Source organism: Streptomyces sp. NPDC006624, from assembly GCF_040611555.1.
GTDB lineage: Bacteria > Actinomycetota > Actinomycetes > Streptomycetales > Streptomycetaceae > Streptomyces.
On record NZ_JBEXOM010000001.1, the window covers coordinates 295,072 to 310,169 of the forward strand.

Sequence of the window (15,098 nt, forward strand, 5' to 3'; positions counted from 1 at the left end):
GAGTGACGCATGGCGCGGGCGCCGTGGTCCGGGCCTCGGGTCGAGGTACTCAGGGGCGCGGGGAACTGCGCGCCCAGCCCTCACGCACCCGCACCCGGGGCACGGTCTGAGTCACGCAGGCGCGCGTGCCGTCATCCGGGCCTCGGGTCGAGGTACTCAGGGGCGCGGGGAACTGCGCGCCCAGCCCCCACGCACCCGCACCCGCACCCGGGGCACGGTCTGAGTGACGCATGGCGCGGGCGCCGTGGTCCGGGCCTCGGGTCGAGGTACTCAGGGGCGCGGGGAACTGCGCGCCCAGCCCTCACGCACCCGCACCCGACACCCGCGCACGGCACCCGACACCGGACACCCGACACCCGACACCCGCACCCGACGCACGACACCCGGCACCCGGTCTGAGCGCCCCCGCTCACCTCCCCACCGGCTACGCCGCCCGCGGCACCGTCGGCACCGGATCGGCGACATGCAGCGACCGCCCCGCCCCGAGATCGGCCAGGATCGCCGCCGACGCCCGGTACCCCGAGTGCAGGGCGCCCTGCGCCGTACTGGTGTCCCGGTGGTCCCCGCAGACGTACAGCCCGGCCAGCAGCCGCACCGGCCGCCGCAGATCGTGCGGCGGCCGCATCGCGGGCACCGCCTCGGCCGTGTGGTGCACGGCCAGCGTCTCCCAGCGGGCCGTCGGCATCCCGTACAGCCGCGCCAGATGCATCCGCACGGCCCGGTCGACATCGGCCGGCGGCCGCCCCAGCACCGTGGAGGAGATCAGCGCCCGCCCCGCGGGTGCGCGCGACGGATCCACCCGGCTGACCACCGCCGTGTGCGCGACCGGCCCGCCGAGGTCCGCGTCCAGCAGCAGCGACGACCCCGTCCCGGGCGGCTCGTCGGTCGTGTGGTGCACCACCGTCACCGGATGGAATTCCGGCACCCGCAACCCGGGCAGCAGCTCCGCCGCGGCCCGGGCGTCCGTCGCCACCAGCACCGCCCGGCAGCGGATCTCCCCGTGCTCGGCGGTGGTCACCGAGGTCGTCGAGACGGACGTGACCCGCACGCCCGTGTGCACCGTGCCCGCCGGCAGCCTCCTCGCCAGCAGTTCGGGCAGGGCCTCGGCGCCGCCCTCCGGCAGGCACAGCCGGCCGCTCGCGAAGGCGCGCAGGGCGAGGTCCGCGCACCGGCTGGACGTGGTCAGGTCCGGGTCGCACAGCAGCGCCGCGAGCAGCGGGCGCAGGAAGCCGTCGATCGTCCGCGCGGGCAGTCCGCGCACCGCCAGGGCCTCACCGGCGGGCAGCTCCGGGCGGGCCAGCAGCCGTTCGGCCGGGGTGCCCGCCAGCCGCGTCAGGGCGGCGCCCAGGCGGGCCTGGTCGACGGCCGTGCCCAGCGGGGCGCCGGACCGGCTGCGGGGCACCGAGACCTGCCGTCCGGGCACGGCCACCGGCCGCCTGGGCGGCCTGGGCGCGGCCGGTGGCCGGGGAGCGCTCGCCAGGGTGCGCACCGCGTGCAGTGCGCCCCGTGCGCGCCGTGCGCCCCTCGCGCCGGGCTGGACGCCCGCCCGGTGGTGGCGGCCGTCGCCGTGCAGCAGGACCCCGGGCGCGAACGGGCGCAGCACGAGGCCGCCCAGGCCGGGTGTCCTTCGTAGTTCCGGGTACGCCGTGGACAGCAACTGGCCGATCCTGTCGAGCCGGAAGCCATCGACCTTCTCCGTCGTCATGCGGCCGCCGACACGATGGGCGGCCTCAAGGACCATGGTCGTCACTCCTGCGCTGGTCAGCCGGTGCGCGGCCGAGAGTCCGGCGACCCCGGCCCCCACGACGACCACGTCCGCCTGGTACGCGGGCTCAAGCACGTGCCCCTCCTCGAGGTTGCGCGGGCGCTGGAGACGTCATGCCCTCAACAGGCCGCAGGGATACGCGAGTTCTGGTCGAGGGTAGGGCCGTGATCGGTCAGCGGGAGTCGCGCATCGACAGGGCACGGTCGCACGGCGGTCGCATACGGAGGCCTTGTGCGCACGAAGTGGTCGCAGGGGGTTTGTGCGCGGAGCGGCGGGGCGTCCGCGCGACGCCCGTCGCGAGGGGCGGGCGTCGCGGAGGGACCGTCACAACGCCGCCCGGATCGCCCCCTCGACGTCCGGGAACGCGAACCGGAAACCCGACTCGAGCAGCCGCGTCGGCAGGATCCGCGCGCTGCCGAGGACGTCCCCGGCCATCTCGCCGAGCACGGACCGCAGCACCGGCGCGGGCACGGGGAACAGCGTCGGGCGGCGCAGCACCCGCCCCATCGCCGCCGTGATCTCACGGTTCGTCACCGGGTTCGGGGCGGTGAGGTTGAACGGCCCGGACAGACCCTCGGTGTCGATGAGGTGCCGGAGCGCCGCGACCTCGTCGTGCAGCGCGATGAACGACCAGTACTGCCGCCCGTCGCCCATCCGCCCGCCGAGCCCCGCCTGGAACAGCGGGAACAGGCGTCCCCACGCCCCGCCCTTGCGGGACACGACCAGTCCGGTCCGCGGGAACACCGTGCGCACCCCGGCCTCCCGGGCGGGTGCCGCGGCGGCCTCCCACTCCACGCACAGCTCGGGCAGGAAGCCCTCGCCCGCGGGCGCGCTCTCGTCGACGGCGCGGTCGCCGGTCTCGCCGTAGTAGCCGATGGCGCTGCCGTTCACGAACACCCGCGGCCGGTCCTCGTCGTCCAGCGAGGCGACCGCGCGGGCCAGCGCCGACGTGCCGTTCACCCGGCTGTCGTGGATCCGCTGCTTGTAGGCGTCCGTCCAGCGGCGGTCGCCGACCCCGGCACCCGCCAGGTTCACCACCGCGTCGCACCCGGCGAGCCCCGCGGCGTCCGCCTGCCCCGCCTCGGGGTCCCAGCGGACCTCGTCGGCCCCCCGGGGAGCCCGGCGCACCATACGGCGCACCTCGTGTCCGTCGGCGGTCAGGGACCGCACCAGGGCGCTGCCGATCAGACCGGACGCGCCGGCCACCGCGATGCGTTGCATGGGTCCATCCTGCCCCGCGGCCGAACAAAAACCCCGCTGGGCCACGGCCCGCCCGTTCTAGGGTGACGCCCATGCCAGAGTCCCGCGACCATGACGTCACCATCCGCGCCGCCCGGTCCGCCGACGACGAGGCGCTCGCCCTCATCGACCGGCACACCTGGTCGACCCTGCACGCCGTCATGCCCCGGCCGGCCCCGGACGAGCCCTTCTTCGACGAGCGCCACCTTCCCGAGGACTACCTCGTCGCCGAGTCCGGGGGGGTCCTCCTCGGATACGTCCGCCTCGTCCCGCCCACCGGTCTCGCCGTCAACGAGCACGTCCGCCAGATACAGGGCCTCGCCGTCCTCGACCCGGCCCGCGGCAAGGGCGTCGGACGCGCCCTGGTGCGCGCGGCCGTCGACGCCGCCCGCCGCGAGGGCGCCCGCCGCATCACCCTGCGCGTCCTCGCCCACAACACCCCCGCCCGCGCGCTGTACGCCTCCGAGGGGTTCGCCGTGGAGGGGGTCCTGCCCGAGGAGTTCCTGCTCGACGGCGCCTACGTCGACGACGTGCTGATGGGCCGCTTCCTGTGAGCCGGGCGGGCCCCGCCTACGACGCCGTCGGCTCCCCCGTGTCCACCGGGGCCGTCTCGCCCGCCGCCCGCTTCGCCTCGTCGGCGACCTCCGCCGCCGTCAGCACGTAGCCCGTCCCGGCGTCCGAGGTGGAACGGGCGAAGACCACGCCGAAGACCCGGCCGTCCGTGGTGAGCAGCGGGCCGCCGGAGTTGCCGGGGCGGACCGTGGAGCGGATCGAGTAGATCTCGCGGGTGACCGTGTCGTCGTTGTAGATGTTCTGGCCCGTCGCCCGCACCCGGTTCGCGACCGTCGCCGCCTGCAGGTTCAGGTCGCCGTCCTGCGGATAGCCCGCCACGACCGCCGAGTCGCCGCGCCGGGCGGTGTCGTCGAAGCGCAGCACCGGCGCCCGCAGACCCGGCACGTAGAGCACGGCCACGTCCTTCTGCGGGTCGAACAGCACCACCCGCGCCTCGTACGTCCGCCCGACCCCGCCGATCTGCACGGTCGGCTCGTCGATGCCGGCCACCACGTGGGCGTTGGTCATCACGTGCCGGCGTGCGTAGACGAACCCGCTGCCCTCGCGGCCCTGTGTGCCCGCGACGCCCTCGACCTTCACCGTGCTGCGCTGGGCGGCGGCGGTGGCGGCCGCCGTGACGCTGTCGCCGGAGGGCTCGGCGACCTCGGCCGTCGACTCGTTCTCGAAGGGGTTGAACACCTGCGGGAAGCCCGCCTGGGTGAGCGCGGACGTGGCCTCCGAGAACCACGCCGGAGTCGTGTCCGGCATCGTCCGCTGCACCGCGCCCAGCAGCCGCGAGTCCCGGATCGCGGAGGTCACCAGCGGCGAGGAGGACGCGCCCAGGACGCTCGCCGCCACCCACGCCACGATCAGCACCGCCACCGCGTTGGCCACCGCCCCGCCGATGCCGTCCGCCACGCGCAGCGGCCCCCGGTCCAGCTCCCGCCGCAGCCGCAGGGCCAGGCGGCCCGCCAGCTCGTGCCCCACCACCGCCGGCAGCAGCACCGTGAACACCGCCGCCACCGTCGCGCGCGTCGTGCCCGGCTCGACCAGGTCCATCACCCACGGCAGGATCCACACGCCGGCGACCGCGCCGCCCACGAAGCCCGCCAGCGACACGCAGCCGGCCAGCAGCCCGCGACGGTACCCGGACGCCGCGTAGGCCAGGACGACCAGCAACAGCAGGATGTCGAGCAGGTCCACGCACGCCGCCTTTCTCTCGGAACCCCTAGTACGTGGGGGACGGGTCCGGTGATCAGTCGCACGCGCGCGGGTCGGCCGGAACCGGCCACACGCGCCCCCTGCACCCGGAGAAACGTCGCGGACCGTGACGATGGTTCCACCGGGTGGCACATCACACATCGCGGACGGAGCGGAACCGCCCGACAGTGGGCTCATGCGTGTCTTCCGAAGACGGCGGGGTGCGCACCGGCACCGCGCCGCCGGAACACCCGGCGCACCCGGTATGCCGCGCGCGGCCCGCGTAGTGCTCGGCTGCCTGCCGGGCACCGCCGCCGTCGCCGCGCTGCTGCTGTGCGCCTACGGCGTCGAGAACGCCGCCGGGACGGGCGCCGCCCCGGCCGCGCGCCGCCCCTCCGCCACGCCCCACGCAGCCCCCCGGCCGCCCATCGTGCCCCGCTCGCGCTGGCTGGGCGACGCCGCCCGCGCACAGCCCCGCCCGCGCTACGACGACCGGGTCGCCGCCGTCTTCGTCCACCACACCGACTCGCCCAACGGCTACGACTGCGCCGACGCGCCCCGCATCCTGCGCGACCTGTACAGCGGCCAGACCGGCACCCGCGACTGGGACGACATCGGCTACAACTTCGTCGTCGACCGCTGCGGCACCATCTACGAGGGCCGCGCGGGCGGCGTCGACCGGGCCGTCACCGGCGCCCACACCCAGGGCTTCAACCACCGCACCACCGGCATCGCCGCCCTCGGCACCTTCACCGAGGGCATGCCCGTCCCGCGGCCCCTGATCCACTCCATCGCCGCGCTGTCCGCCTGGAAGCTGGGCCTGACCGGCACCGACCCGCGGGCGCACGTCCGCCTGGTCTCCAGCAACGGCCTGAGCCGGTACGCGGCCGGCACCACCGCCGAGCTGCCCGCCCTGGCCGGCCACAGCGACGGCTACATGACCAGCTGCCCGGGCGCCGCCCTGCACGCCCGCCTGCCCGAGATCAGACGGCTCGCCGCGCGGATGCAGGGCCGCTCCGCCGGCGCACAGGAAGGCCACAGCGAGCGCGCAGCGTCCTCCGATGCCGGCCGCCTACGGTCGCCGGCACAGGCAGCCGACCGGAGGTGGGGACCATGAACGACAGCCTTACGAAGAACCCGGCGAAGAAGCCGACGGACAACCCCGCTACGTACGCCGGGACCGCACGCGGCCCCTGGGCGGTGCTCCGCGCGGCCCTGACCGTGGTGCTGGGCCCGGCCGCTGCCACCGCCTCCGCCCTCGACCAGGCCAACGCCGCCCCGCTGCACCACCCGGTGGAGGCGGACCGGACGCAGCCCCGCCCGCCGTCGCACCCGGGCGGCCACCGGGCGCCCTGACGATCAGCTCCGGAAACGCTCCCACAGCCGGGGATAGCGCTCGGCGAGCAGCCGCTCGTTCTCGAAGTCCAGCGGCGTGCCGTCCGGCTCAGCAGGCGCCGCGGGCAGCTCCAGATCGGGTGCGACCAGGCCGGTGAGCTGCTCGTAGGCCTCGTCCGCCGCGTAGCCCAGATCCTCGCCGTCGCCGTCGATCTCCTCGTCGAAGTCGTCCAGCAGATCGGCGAGCGCGTCCGGGTCGTGCAGCGCCCCCTCGAAGACCTCGCGGCCCTGGCCGATCAGCCAGCACCGGAAGAAGTCGAACGCGTCGTCGCTCGCCCCGTCCAGCAGCACCCAGGCGGCGCCCCACAGGTCCCAGCGGTAGGCCCGGTTGTAGCGGGACTCGAAATGACGGGCGAAGTCCAGGACCGAGTCCGGGTCCAGCTGGGCGAGCCGGTCCACGAGCACGTCGGCCTGCTCCTCCGGGTCGCCCTCGGCGGCCTCCCGGGCGTCGTCCACCAGCTCCCAGAACTCCGTCTCGTCCATCACGGGTCAAGCATCGGCCCTGGGGCACAGGGGCGCACCCGGAGTGCGCGGGATCGTTATGCGCCGCCCCGGGGGTACGGACACCGTCACGCGCCCTGCCGCGGGTGGTACAGCCGGGCCAGCCGCAGCGCGTCCGCGGCGAACCGCTCGCGCAGGCCCTCCGGCTCCAGCACCTCCGCCTCGGGGCCCAGCGCCGCCAGCTGGGTGTGGGCCACCTCCTCGGACTCCACGGCCAGGCAGACCCTCACCCATCCGTCGCCGTCCGGATCACCCGCCTGCGCCAGCGCCTCCCGGGCGGACACCGGGTCCAGCGCGTACGGCAGGGCCCGCACCCCGTCCGGGGACAGCCGCACCACGACCCGCGCCCGCAGCAGGGACCGCGCGAACTGCTCCGCCCGCTCCTCCCAGAACGCCGGCAGGTCGAAGTCCGCCTCCCGCTCGAAGCGCTCCGCTCCCGGGTCCACGGCGGTGAACCGGTCGATCCGGTACACCCGGAAGGACGCCCCGCCCGTCACCCGGGCGCACAGGTACCAGACGCCCGCCTTGAGCACCAGCCCGTACGGCTCCAGCTCCCGGACGACCTCGTCCTCCCCGCGCCGGTAGCGCGCGCTGATCCGCCGGTCGTCCCACACCGCGTCCGCGACCGCGGGCAGCAGCGCCGGCGTCTTCGGCTCCCTGAACCAGTTCGGCGCGTCCAGGTGGAACCGCTGCGCCGCCGTCCGGGAGGCGTCCCTGAGGGACGGCAGCAGCGCCGCCGACACCTTCAGCCGGGCCGCCGAGGCCGCGTCCTCCAGCCCCATCTCGCGCAGCGCCCCCGGCACCCCGGACAGGAACAGCGCCTCGGCCTCGCCGCGGTGCAGCCCGGTCAGCCGCGTCCGGTAGCCGCCGACCAGCCGGTACCCGCCGGCCCGGCCCCGGTCCGCGTACACCGGCACTCCGGCCTCCGACAGCGCCTGCGCGTCCCGCGTCACCGTCCGCTCCGACACCTCCAGCTCCCGGGCGAGCTCGGCGGCCGTCATGGAGGGCCGGGACTGGAGCAGCAGCACCATCTTGATCAGCCGGGCAGCACGCATGTCCACATCATGCAGCAGGCCCCCGCCGGGGCGGGGGCCTGCCGATCAACGGTCCGTTCTCGGGGAGGACTACAGACCGTACTTCTCGCGCGCTTCCTTCACGGCCGCCGCCTTGACCTCGCCGCGCCTGGCCAGCTGGGCCAGGGCCGCGACGACGATCGACTCGGCGTCGACACCGAAGTGGCGGCGGGCCGCCTCGCGGGTGTCCGAGAGGCCGAAGCCGTCGGCGCCCAGCGAGGACCAGTCCTGCTCGACCCACTGCGCGATCTGGTCCGGGACCTGGCGCATGTAGTCGGAGACCGCCAGCACCGGGCCCTCGGCGCCCTGCAGCGCCTGCCGCACGAACGGCACCCGCTCCTCGCCGCGCAGCAGCGCCTCGTCCGCCTCCAGGGCGTCCCGGCGCAGCTCGCTCCAGGACGTCGCCGACCACACGTCGGCCGCCACGCCCCACTCGTCGGCCAGCAGCCGCTGCGCCTTCAGGGCCCAGTGGATCGCCGTGCCGGAGCCGAGCAGCTGGATCCGCGGGGCGTTCGCCGGGGGCGTGATGCCCGCCGACTCCGCCGTGTTGAAGCGGTACAGGCCCTTGACGATGCCCTCGTCGATCCCGGCGACGGACGGCTTCGCGGGCTGCGGCAGCGGCTCGTTGTAGACGGTCAGGTAGTAGAAGACGTCCTGGTCCTCGCCCGGTGCGGCCTCGCCGTACATCCGGCGCAGACCCTCCTTGACGATGGCCGCGACCTCGTAGGCGAAGGCCGGGTCGTACGTCAGCGCCGCCGGGTTGGTCGCGGCGATGACGGGGGAGTGGCCGTCGGCGTGCTGCAGGCCCTCGCCGGTCAGCGTGGTGCGGCCCGCCGTGGCGCCGACCAGGAAGCCGCGGCCGAGCTGGTCGCCGAGCTGCCACATCTGGTCGGCCGTGCGCTGCCAGCCGAACATCGAGTAGAAGATGTAGAACGGGATCATCGTCTCGCCGTGCGTCGCGTACGACGTCGACGCGGCGATGAAGTCGGCCATCGAACCGGCCTCGGTGATCCCCTCGTTGAGGATCTGGCCGTTCCTGGCCTCCTTGTAGTACATCAGCTGGTCGCGGTCGACCGGCTCGTACGTCTGGCCCTTGGGCGAGTAGATGCCGAGCGACGGGAACAGCGACTCCATGCCGAAGGTGCGCGCCTCGTCGGGGACGATCGGCACCCAGCGCTTGCCCGTCTCCTTGTCGCGGACGAGGTCCTTGACCAGGCGGACGAACGCCATGGTGGTGGCCACGTTCTGCGAGCCGGAGCCCTTGTCGAAGGAGGCGAACGCCTTCTCCGCCGGGGCGGGCAGCGGGGCGACCGGGTGCACGCGGCGGGCCGGGGCCGGACCGCCGAGGGCGGCGCGCCGCTCCTGGAGGTAGCGGACCTCGGGGGAGTCGGCGCCGGGGTGGCCGTAGGGGACCACGCCGTCGACGAAGTCGCTGTCCTTGATCGGCAGGCCGAGCAGGTCGCGCATGTTCTTGAACTCGTCCACCGAGAGCTTCTTCATCTGGTGGTTGGCGTTCTTCGACGCGAAGCCCTCGCCCAGGGTGTGGCCCTTGACCGTCTGGGCCAGGATCACGGTCGGCGCGCCCTTGTGCTCGACGGCCGCCTTGTACGCGGCGTACACCTTGCGGGCCTCGTGACCGCCGCGCGAGAGGTGGAAGCACTCCAGGATCTTGTCGTCGCTCAGCAGCTTCGCCATCTCCGCCAGCGCCGGGTCGGCGCCGAAGAAGTCCTGGCGGATGTAGGCCGCGTCGCGCGTCTGGTACGTCTGGATCTGCGCGTCCGGTACCTGGCGCAGGCGGCGTACGAGCGCGCCCGTGGTGTCGAGCTGGAACAGCTCGTCCCAGGCGGTGCCCCACAGCGTCTTGACGACGTTCCAGCCGGCGCCGCGGAACTGGGCCTCCAGCTCCTGCACGATCTTGAAGTTGGCGCGGACCGGGCCGTCCAGGCGCTGCAGGTTGCAGTTGATGACGAAGGTGAGGTTGTCCAGCTCCTCACGGGCCGCGAGCGCGAGGGCCGCCGTCGACTCGGGCTCGTCCATCTCGCCGTCGCCGAGGAACGCCCACACGTGCGAGGCGGAGGTGTCCTTGATGCCGCGGTTGGTCAGGTAGCGGTTGAACCGCGCCTGGTAGATGGCCGACAGCGGGCCGAGGCCCATGGAGACCGTCGGGAACTCCCACAGCCAGGGCAGGCGGCGCGGGTGCGGGTAGGAGGGCAGGCCGTCGCCGCCCGACTCGCGGCGGAAGTTGTCGAGCTGCTGCTCGCTGAGCCGGCCGTCGAGGAACGCGCGGGCGTAGATGCCGGGGGAGGCGTGGCCCTGGATGTAGAGCTGGTCGCCGGAGCCGTCGGCCTCTTTGCCCTTGAAGAAGTGGTTGAAGCCGGTCTCGTAGAGCCAGGCGGCGGAGGCGAAGGTGGCGATGTGGCCGCCGACGCCGTACTTGCTGCCCCGGGTCACCATCGCGGCCGCGTTCCAGCGGTTCCAGGCGGTGATCCGCTGCTCCATCGCCTCGTCACCGGGCACGGCCGGCTCGGCGGAGGTCGGGATGGAGTTGACGTAGTCGGTCTCGAGGAGCTTCGGCAGCGCGATGCCGGCGCCCTCGGCGCGCTCCAGCGTGCGGCGCATCAGGTATGCGGCACGGTGCGGCCCGGCTGCCTTGGCGACCGCGTCCAGGGAGGCCTGCCACTCGGCGGTCTCCTCCGGGTCCCGGTCGGGGAGCTGGTCGAGCTCGCTCGGCTGGATGGCGTTGGGGTCGGTCATGTCGCCGCCTTCCTCAGTCGAAGGGGGTTCCCTCACATAAGGGGATCGGGGTGCCCTTGGTCTTTGGCAGGACAGGGCTGGGGCTCGGGTGGAAGCCCGTCGGCGACTGTAACTCGCTGATCGATGATCGATCAAAGGGTTGAGGGGCAAAACCTCTTGATCACGAGAAAGTAGGCACGCGGTGCCTCCGACGGTGGCACGCGGTGACGGGTTTTCGAACGGTTTTCGCAGGTCGGAGGCGTTTGAGCGAGGGTGCGCTCGGGTGTCACGCCCGGGGCGCGCAGCCCAGGACGTGCGCCTTCACCAGTTCCGCGATCCGGGGGTCACGGCGCTTGAACGCGGCGACGAGCTCCTCGTGCTCCTCGGCGTACGACTGCTGCCGCGTGCCCAGCCAGCGGATCGACAGGGCCGTGAACACCTCGATGCCCAGGCCCTCCCAGGTGTGCAACAGGACCGAGTTGCCCGCGGCGCGGACCAGTTCGCGGTGGAAGGCGACGGTGTGGCGGACCTGGGAGGTGCCGTCGGCCATGCGGTCGGCCTCGTACAGGGCGCCCACGTGGGGCTCCAGGGCCGAGCAGTCCTCGGCGAGGACCGGGGCGGCCAGCTCCGCCGCGATGGCCTCCAGACCGGCCCGGACCGGGTAGCTCTCCTCCAGGTCGGCCGCGGTGAGGTTGCGCACGCGCACGCCCTTGTTCGGGGCGGACTCGATCAGGCGCAGCGACTCCAGCTCGCGCAGGGCCTCGCGGACCGGGGTCTGGCTGACCTCCAGCTCGGTGGCGATCCGGCGCTCCACGATCCGCTCGCCCGGCTGCCAGCGTCCGCTGATGATCCCTTCCAGGATGTGCTCGCGGATCTGTTCGCGCAGCGAGTGGACGACGGGCGCGGTCATGGAGGCTCCTCGGTCGGGATCGACGTTTAGACAATACGGCTGGTTCGCTCCGCGGGTGGGACCGACGAGGGTGCTTGCACGCAGGTGAGACCAGTTGCACACGGGGTGGGTGGCGCCTTGGTGCCCGGCGTGCCCGGCGTGCCCGGCGTGCCCGGCGTGCCCGGCGTGCCCGGCGTGCCCGGCGGGTGGGCGGCCACGGGCCGTCGGTGGCCGATCGCGTGGTTCCCCGCGCCCCCAAGCGAAGTGCCCCCGCTCGGAGATGATCCGAGCGGGGGCACCGCACAGCCGTACCGCGGAAGGTCAGAGACCGAGTTCGACCTCGAACTCGCCGGCCTCCAGGATGGCCTTGACCGCCGTCAGGTAGCGGGCGGCGTCGGCGCCGTCCACCAGGCGGTGGTCGTAGGACAGGGTCAGGTACGTCATGTCGCGGACGCCGATGACCGTGCCCTCCTCCGTCTCGATGACGGCGGGGCGCTTGACCGTGGCGCCGATGCCGAGGATCGCGACCTGGCCCGGCGGCACGATGATCGTGTCGAACAGCGCGCCGCGCGAACCGGTGTTGGAGATGGTGAAGGTCGCGCCGGACAGCTCGTCCGGGGTGATCTTGTTGGCGCGGACCTTGCCCGCCAGATCGGCCGTGGCCTTGGCGATGCCGGCGAGGTTGAGGTCACCGGCGTTCTTGATGACCGGGGTCATCAGGCCCTTCTCGGAGTCCACCGCGATACCGATGTTCTCGGTGTCGAAGTAGGTGATGGTCCCCTCGGCCTCGTTGATCTTGGCGTTGACGGCCGGGTGGGCCTTCAGCGCCTGCGCCGCGGCCTTGACGAAGAACGGCATCGGGGAGAGCTTGACGCCCTCGCGCGCCGCGAACGCGTCCTTGGCCCGGGCGCGCAGCTTCATCAGACGCGTGACGTCGACCTCGACGACCGAGGACAGCTGCGCCTGCTCGTGCAGGGCCTTGACCATGTTGTCGCCGATGACCTTGCGGATCCGCGGCATCTTGATGGTCTGCCCGCGCAGCGGGGACGCCTCCAGCGCCGGGGCCTTCTTCGAGGCGGCCGGAGCGGCGGCGGCCGGAGCCGGAGCGGCGGCCGCGGCCTTCGCGGCCTCGGCGGCGGCGACGACGTCCTGCTTGCGGATGCGGCCGCCGACGCCGGTGCCCTTGACGGTGGACAGGTCGACGCCGTTCTCGGCGGCGAGCTTGCGCACCAGCGGGGTGACGTAGGCGCCGTCGTCGGCCGGCTTGGCGGCGGCCGGAGCGGCCGGTGCCTGGGCCGGAGCCGGGGCGGGCGCCGGAGCGGCCGGGGCCGGCTCGGGAGCCGGGGTGACCTGCTGCTGCGGGGCCGGAGCCGACGGGGCCTGCGGGGCCGGGGCCTGCTGCGCGGGGGCGGGCTGCGCCGGGGCCGGAGCCGGGGTGGGCTCGGGCTGGGCCGGGGCGGCCGGGGCCTCCTGCGCGGGGGCGGCGGCCGGAGCGGCACCCGCCTCGCCGATGACGGCCAGCTTGGCGCCGACCTCGGCGGTCTCGTCCTCGCCGACCACGATCTCCAGCAGCGTGCCCGAGGCGGGCGCCGGGATCTCGGTGTCGACCTTGTCGGTGGAGACCTCGAGCAGCGGCTCGTCGGCCTCGACGGTGTCACCGACCGACTTCAGCCAGCGGGTGACGGTGCCCTCGGTGACGGACTCGCCGAGCGCGGGCAGGACGACGTCCGTGCCCTCGGCGGAACCGCCGCCGGTGGCGGCTTCGGCGGTGGGAGCGGGCGCCGGGGCGGCCTGCTCGGTGGAGGGCGCGGCCGCGGCCGGCTCCGGGGCGGGCTCGGCGACCTGCTCGGCCTGCGGGGCCTGCTCGGCGGCCGGGGCCTCCTGGGCCGCGGGGGCGCCGGAGCCGTCGTCGATCAGGGCCAGCTCGGCGCCGACCTCGACCGTCTCGTCCTCGGCGACCTTGATGGAGGACAGCACGCCGGACGCGGGCGAGGGGATCTCGGTGTCGACCTTGTCGGTCGACACCTCGAGCAGCGGCTCGTCGGCCTCGACGCGCTCACCCTCGGCCTTCAGCCAGCGGGTGACAGTGCCCTCGGTGACGCTCTCGCCGAGCGCCGGAAGGGTTACGGAAACCGCCATGGTTTCGGTTGCTCCTTACGGAAAGTGCGGAAGTCTGTGTCGTCGCGTTCGTCGACCGAGGGGTCAGTCGTGCGCGTGGAGCGGCTTGCCGGCCAGGGCCAGGTGGGCCTCGCCCATCGCCTCGTTCTGCGTCGGGTGGGCGTGGATGAGCTGCGCGACCTCGGCGGGCAGCGCCTCCCAGTTGTAGATCAGCTGGGCTTCGCCGACCTGCTCGCCCATACGGTCGCCGACCATGTGGACGCCGACGACGGCACCGTCCTTGACCTGGACGAGCTTGATCTCGCCCGCGGTGTTGAGGATCTTGCTCTTGCCGTTGCCGGCCAGGTTGTACTTCAGGGCGACGACCTTGTCCGCACCGTAGATCTCCTTGGCCTTGGCCTCGGTGATGCCGACGGAGGCGACCTCGGGGTGGCAGTACGTCACCCGCGGGACACCGTCGTAGTCGATCGGGACGGTCTTCAGACCGGCCAGGCGCTCCGCCACCAGGATGCCCTCGGCGAAGCCGACGTGCGCGAGCTGCAGCGTCGGGACGAGGTCGCCCACGGCGGAGATGGTCGGCACGTTCGTGCGCATGTACTCGTCGACCAGGACGTAGCCGCGGTCCATCGCGACGCCCTGCTCCTCGTAGCCCAGGCCCTGGGAGACCGGGCCGCGGCCGATGGCCACCAGCAGGATCTCGGCCTCGAACTGCTTGCCGTCGGCGAGGGTGACCTTGACGCCGTCCTGGGTGTACTCGGCGCTCTGGAAGAACGTGCCCAGGTTGAACTTGATGCCGCGCTTGCGGAACGCGCGCTCCAGGAGCTTGGAGGAGTTCTCGTCCTCGACCGGGACGAGGTGCTTCAGGCCCTCGATGATCGTGACCTCGGTGCCGAAGGACTTCCAGGCGGAGGCGAACTCGACGCCGATGACACCGCCGCCCAGGATGATCGCGGACTTCGGCACGCGGTCCAGCACGAGGGCGTGGTCGGAGGAGATGATCCGGTTGCCGTCGATCTCCAGGCCGGGCAGCGACTTGGGCACCGAGCCGGTCGCGAGCAGGACGTGGCGGCCCTGGATCCGCTGCCCGTTCACGTCGACGGAGGTCGGGGAGGACAGGCGTCCCTCACCCTCGATGTACGTCACCTTCCGGGAGGCGATCAGGCCCTGCAGGCCCTTGTACAGACCGGCGATCACGCCGTCCTTGTACTTGTGGACCCCGGCGATGTCGATGCCCTCGAACGAGGCCTTCACACCGAACTGCTCGCTCTCGCGGGCCTGGTCGGCGATCTCGCCCGCGTGCAGCAGGGCCTTGGTGGGGATGCAACCCTTGTGCAGGCAGGTGCCGCCGACCTTGTCCTTCTCGATCAGGGCGACGTCCAGGCCCAGCTGCGCCCCGCGCAGGGCCGCAGCGTAACCACCGCTGCCACCGCCGAGGATCACTAGGTCGAAAACGGTGCTGGCGTCGTTCGCCACGTCACGTCCTCCATGCATGTGCGCCGTACGCCGGTCGTCACTGACCGGCAGGCGGCTGGTGTCCGGCCGCTCGTTCTTCGGCCCTTCGGTGGGGCCCTGTCCTGCCGTGCCCCATCTTCGCACTTGTCGGCACACAACGAGACGCCGGGCTGCTGTGTGA

The 15,098-nt window shown here is 73.5% G+C and carries 12 protein-coding genes; 3 read left to right on the forward strand and 9 right to left on the reverse strand.

Translation table 11 applies throughout. From position 1 onward, the window contains the following. Positions 1–424 precede the first annotated feature (424 nt). Positions 425–1,840 carry an NAD(P)/FAD-dependent oxidoreductase gene (locus ABZY20_RS01340; RefSeq protein ID WP_356434877.1) on the reverse strand — a complete coding sequence of 472 codons (1,416 nt, stop codon included), beginning with the start codon at positions 1,838–1,840 and terminating at the stop codon, positions 425–427. Between the two features lie 249 nt (positions 1,841–2,089). Beyond that, positions 2,090–2,986 (reverse strand): TIGR01777 family oxidoreductase, encoded by an 897-nt coding sequence (locus ABZY20_RS01345; protein ID WP_356434878.1) that lies wholly within the window; start codon positions 2,984–2,986, stop codon positions 2,090–2,092. A gap of 71 nt (positions 2,987–3,057) precedes the next feature. Between ABZY20_RS01345 and ABZY20_RS01350 the strand changes: the two genes are divergently transcribed. Beyond that, positions 3,058–3,558, forward strand: a complete 501-nt coding sequence (locus ABZY20_RS01350) for a GNAT family N-acetyltransferase (protein WP_356434880.1) — start codon at positions 3,058–3,060, stop codon at positions 3,556–3,558. Between the two features lie 16 nt (positions 3,559–3,574). Here ABZY20_RS01350 and ABZY20_RS01355 read toward each other — a convergent pair whose 3' ends face one another. Continuing rightward, positions 3,575–4,759: a MarP family serine protease gene (locus ABZY20_RS01355; protein ID WP_356434882.1), complete on the reverse strand. Its 1,185-nt coding sequence runs from the start codon at positions 4,757–4,759 to the stop codon at positions 3,575–3,577. A 193-nt stretch (positions 4,760–4,952) separates the two neighbouring features. On the opposite strand from ABZY20_RS01355, the gene ABZY20_RS01360 reads away from it, so the two are divergent. Together ABZY20_RS01360 and ABZY20_RS01365 are read left to right on the forward strand one after the other, a co-directional pair. After that, positions 4,953–5,873: a peptidoglycan recognition protein gene (locus ABZY20_RS01360; protein ID WP_356434884.1), complete on the forward strand. Its 921-nt coding sequence runs from the start codon at positions 4,953–4,955 to the stop codon at positions 5,871–5,873. Further along, the gene (locus ABZY20_RS01365; RefSeq protein WP_356434887.1) at positions 5,870–6,112 is read left to right on the forward strand and encodes a hypothetical protein; all 243 of its coding nucleotides are present in this window, start codon (positions 5,870–5,872) and stop codon (positions 6,110–6,112) included. Before ABZY20_RS01360 ends, ABZY20_RS01365 begins: the two co-directional genes overlap by 4 nt. A 3-nt stretch (positions 6,113–6,115) precedes the next feature. Here the strand turns inward: ABZY20_RS01365 and ABZY20_RS01370 are convergent, their stop codons facing one another. The 6 genes from ABZY20_RS01370 to lpdA form a co-directional block, all read right to left on the reverse strand. Further along, positions 6,116–6,634: a DUF4240 domain-containing protein gene (locus ABZY20_RS01370; RefSeq protein ID WP_356435988.1), complete on the reverse strand. Its 519-nt coding sequence runs from the start codon at positions 6,632–6,634 to the stop codon at positions 6,116–6,118. Positions 6,635–6,720: 86 nt separating this feature from the next. After that, on the reverse strand, positions 6,721–7,707 hold the full coding sequence (locus ABZY20_RS01375) for a WYL domain-containing protein (RefSeq protein WP_356434890.1): 987 nt from the start codon (positions 7,705–7,707) through the stop codon (positions 6,721–6,723). A 69-nt stretch (positions 7,708–7,776) separates the two neighbouring features. Beyond that, positions 7,777–10,479 (reverse strand): pyruvate dehydrogenase (acetyl-transferring), homodimeric type, encoded by a 2,703-nt coding sequence (gene aceE, locus ABZY20_RS01380; RefSeq protein ID WP_356434893.1) that lies wholly within the window; start codon positions 10,477–10,479, stop codon positions 7,777–7,779. Positions 10,480–10,744: 265 nt separating this feature from the next. Then, the gene (locus ABZY20_RS01385; RefSeq protein ID WP_356434896.1) at positions 10,745–11,368 is read right to left on the reverse strand and encodes a GntR family transcriptional regulator; all 624 of its coding nucleotides are present in this window, start codon (positions 11,366–11,368) and stop codon (positions 10,745–10,747) included. A 300-nt stretch (positions 11,369–11,668) separates the two neighbouring features. After that, positions 11,669–13,486, reverse strand: coding sequence for a 2-oxoglutarate dehydrogenase, E2 component, dihydrolipoamide succinyltransferase (sucB, locus tag ABZY20_RS01390; protein WP_356434898.1), 1,818 nt, complete (start codon positions 13,484–13,486; stop codon positions 11,669–11,671). A gap of 63 nt (positions 13,487–13,549) precedes the next feature. After that, entirely contained in the window at positions 13,550–14,938 is a 1,389-nt protein-coding gene (gene lpdA / locus ABZY20_RS01395; RefSeq protein ID WP_356434901.1) for a dihydrolipoyl dehydrogenase, read from the reverse strand. Positions 14,939–15,098 lie beyond the last annotated feature (160 nt).

Coding starts and splice junctions, on each gene's coding strand:
- ABZY20_RS01345 (WP_356434878.1), bottom strand. CDS start 2,986: ATGCAACGCATCGCGGTGGCCGGCGCGTCCGGTCTGATCGGCAGCGCC.
- ABZY20_RS01350 (WP_356434880.1), top strand. CDS start 3,058: ATGCCAGAGTCCCGCGACCATGACGTCACCATCCGCGCCGCCCGGTCC.
- ABZY20_RS01360 (WP_356434884.1), top strand. CDS start 4,953: ATGCGTGTCTTCCGAAGACGGCGGGGTGCGCACCGGCACCGCGCCGCC.
- ABZY20_RS01365 (WP_356434887.1), top strand. CDS start 5,870: ATGAACGACAGCCTTACGAAGAACCCGGCGAAGAAGCCGACGGACAAC.
- ABZY20_RS01370 (WP_356435988.1), bottom strand. CDS start 6,634: ATGGACGAGACGGAGTTCTGGGAGCTGGTGGACGACGCCCGGGAGGCC.
- ABZY20_RS01375 (WP_356434890.1), bottom strand. CDS start 7,707: ATGCGTGCTGCCCGGCTGATCAAGATGGTGCTGCTGCTCCAGTCCCGG.
- aceE (WP_356434893.1), bottom strand. CDS start 10,479: ATGACCGACCCCAACGCCATCCAGCCGAGCGAGCTCGACCAGCTCCCC.
- ABZY20_RS01385 (WP_356434896.1), bottom strand. CDS start 11,368: ATGACCGCGCCCGTCGTCCACTCGCTGCGCGAACAGATCCGCGAGCAC.
- sucB (WP_356434898.1), bottom strand. CDS start 13,486: ATGGCGGTTTCCGTAACCCTTCCGGCGCTCGGCGAGAGCGTCACCGAG.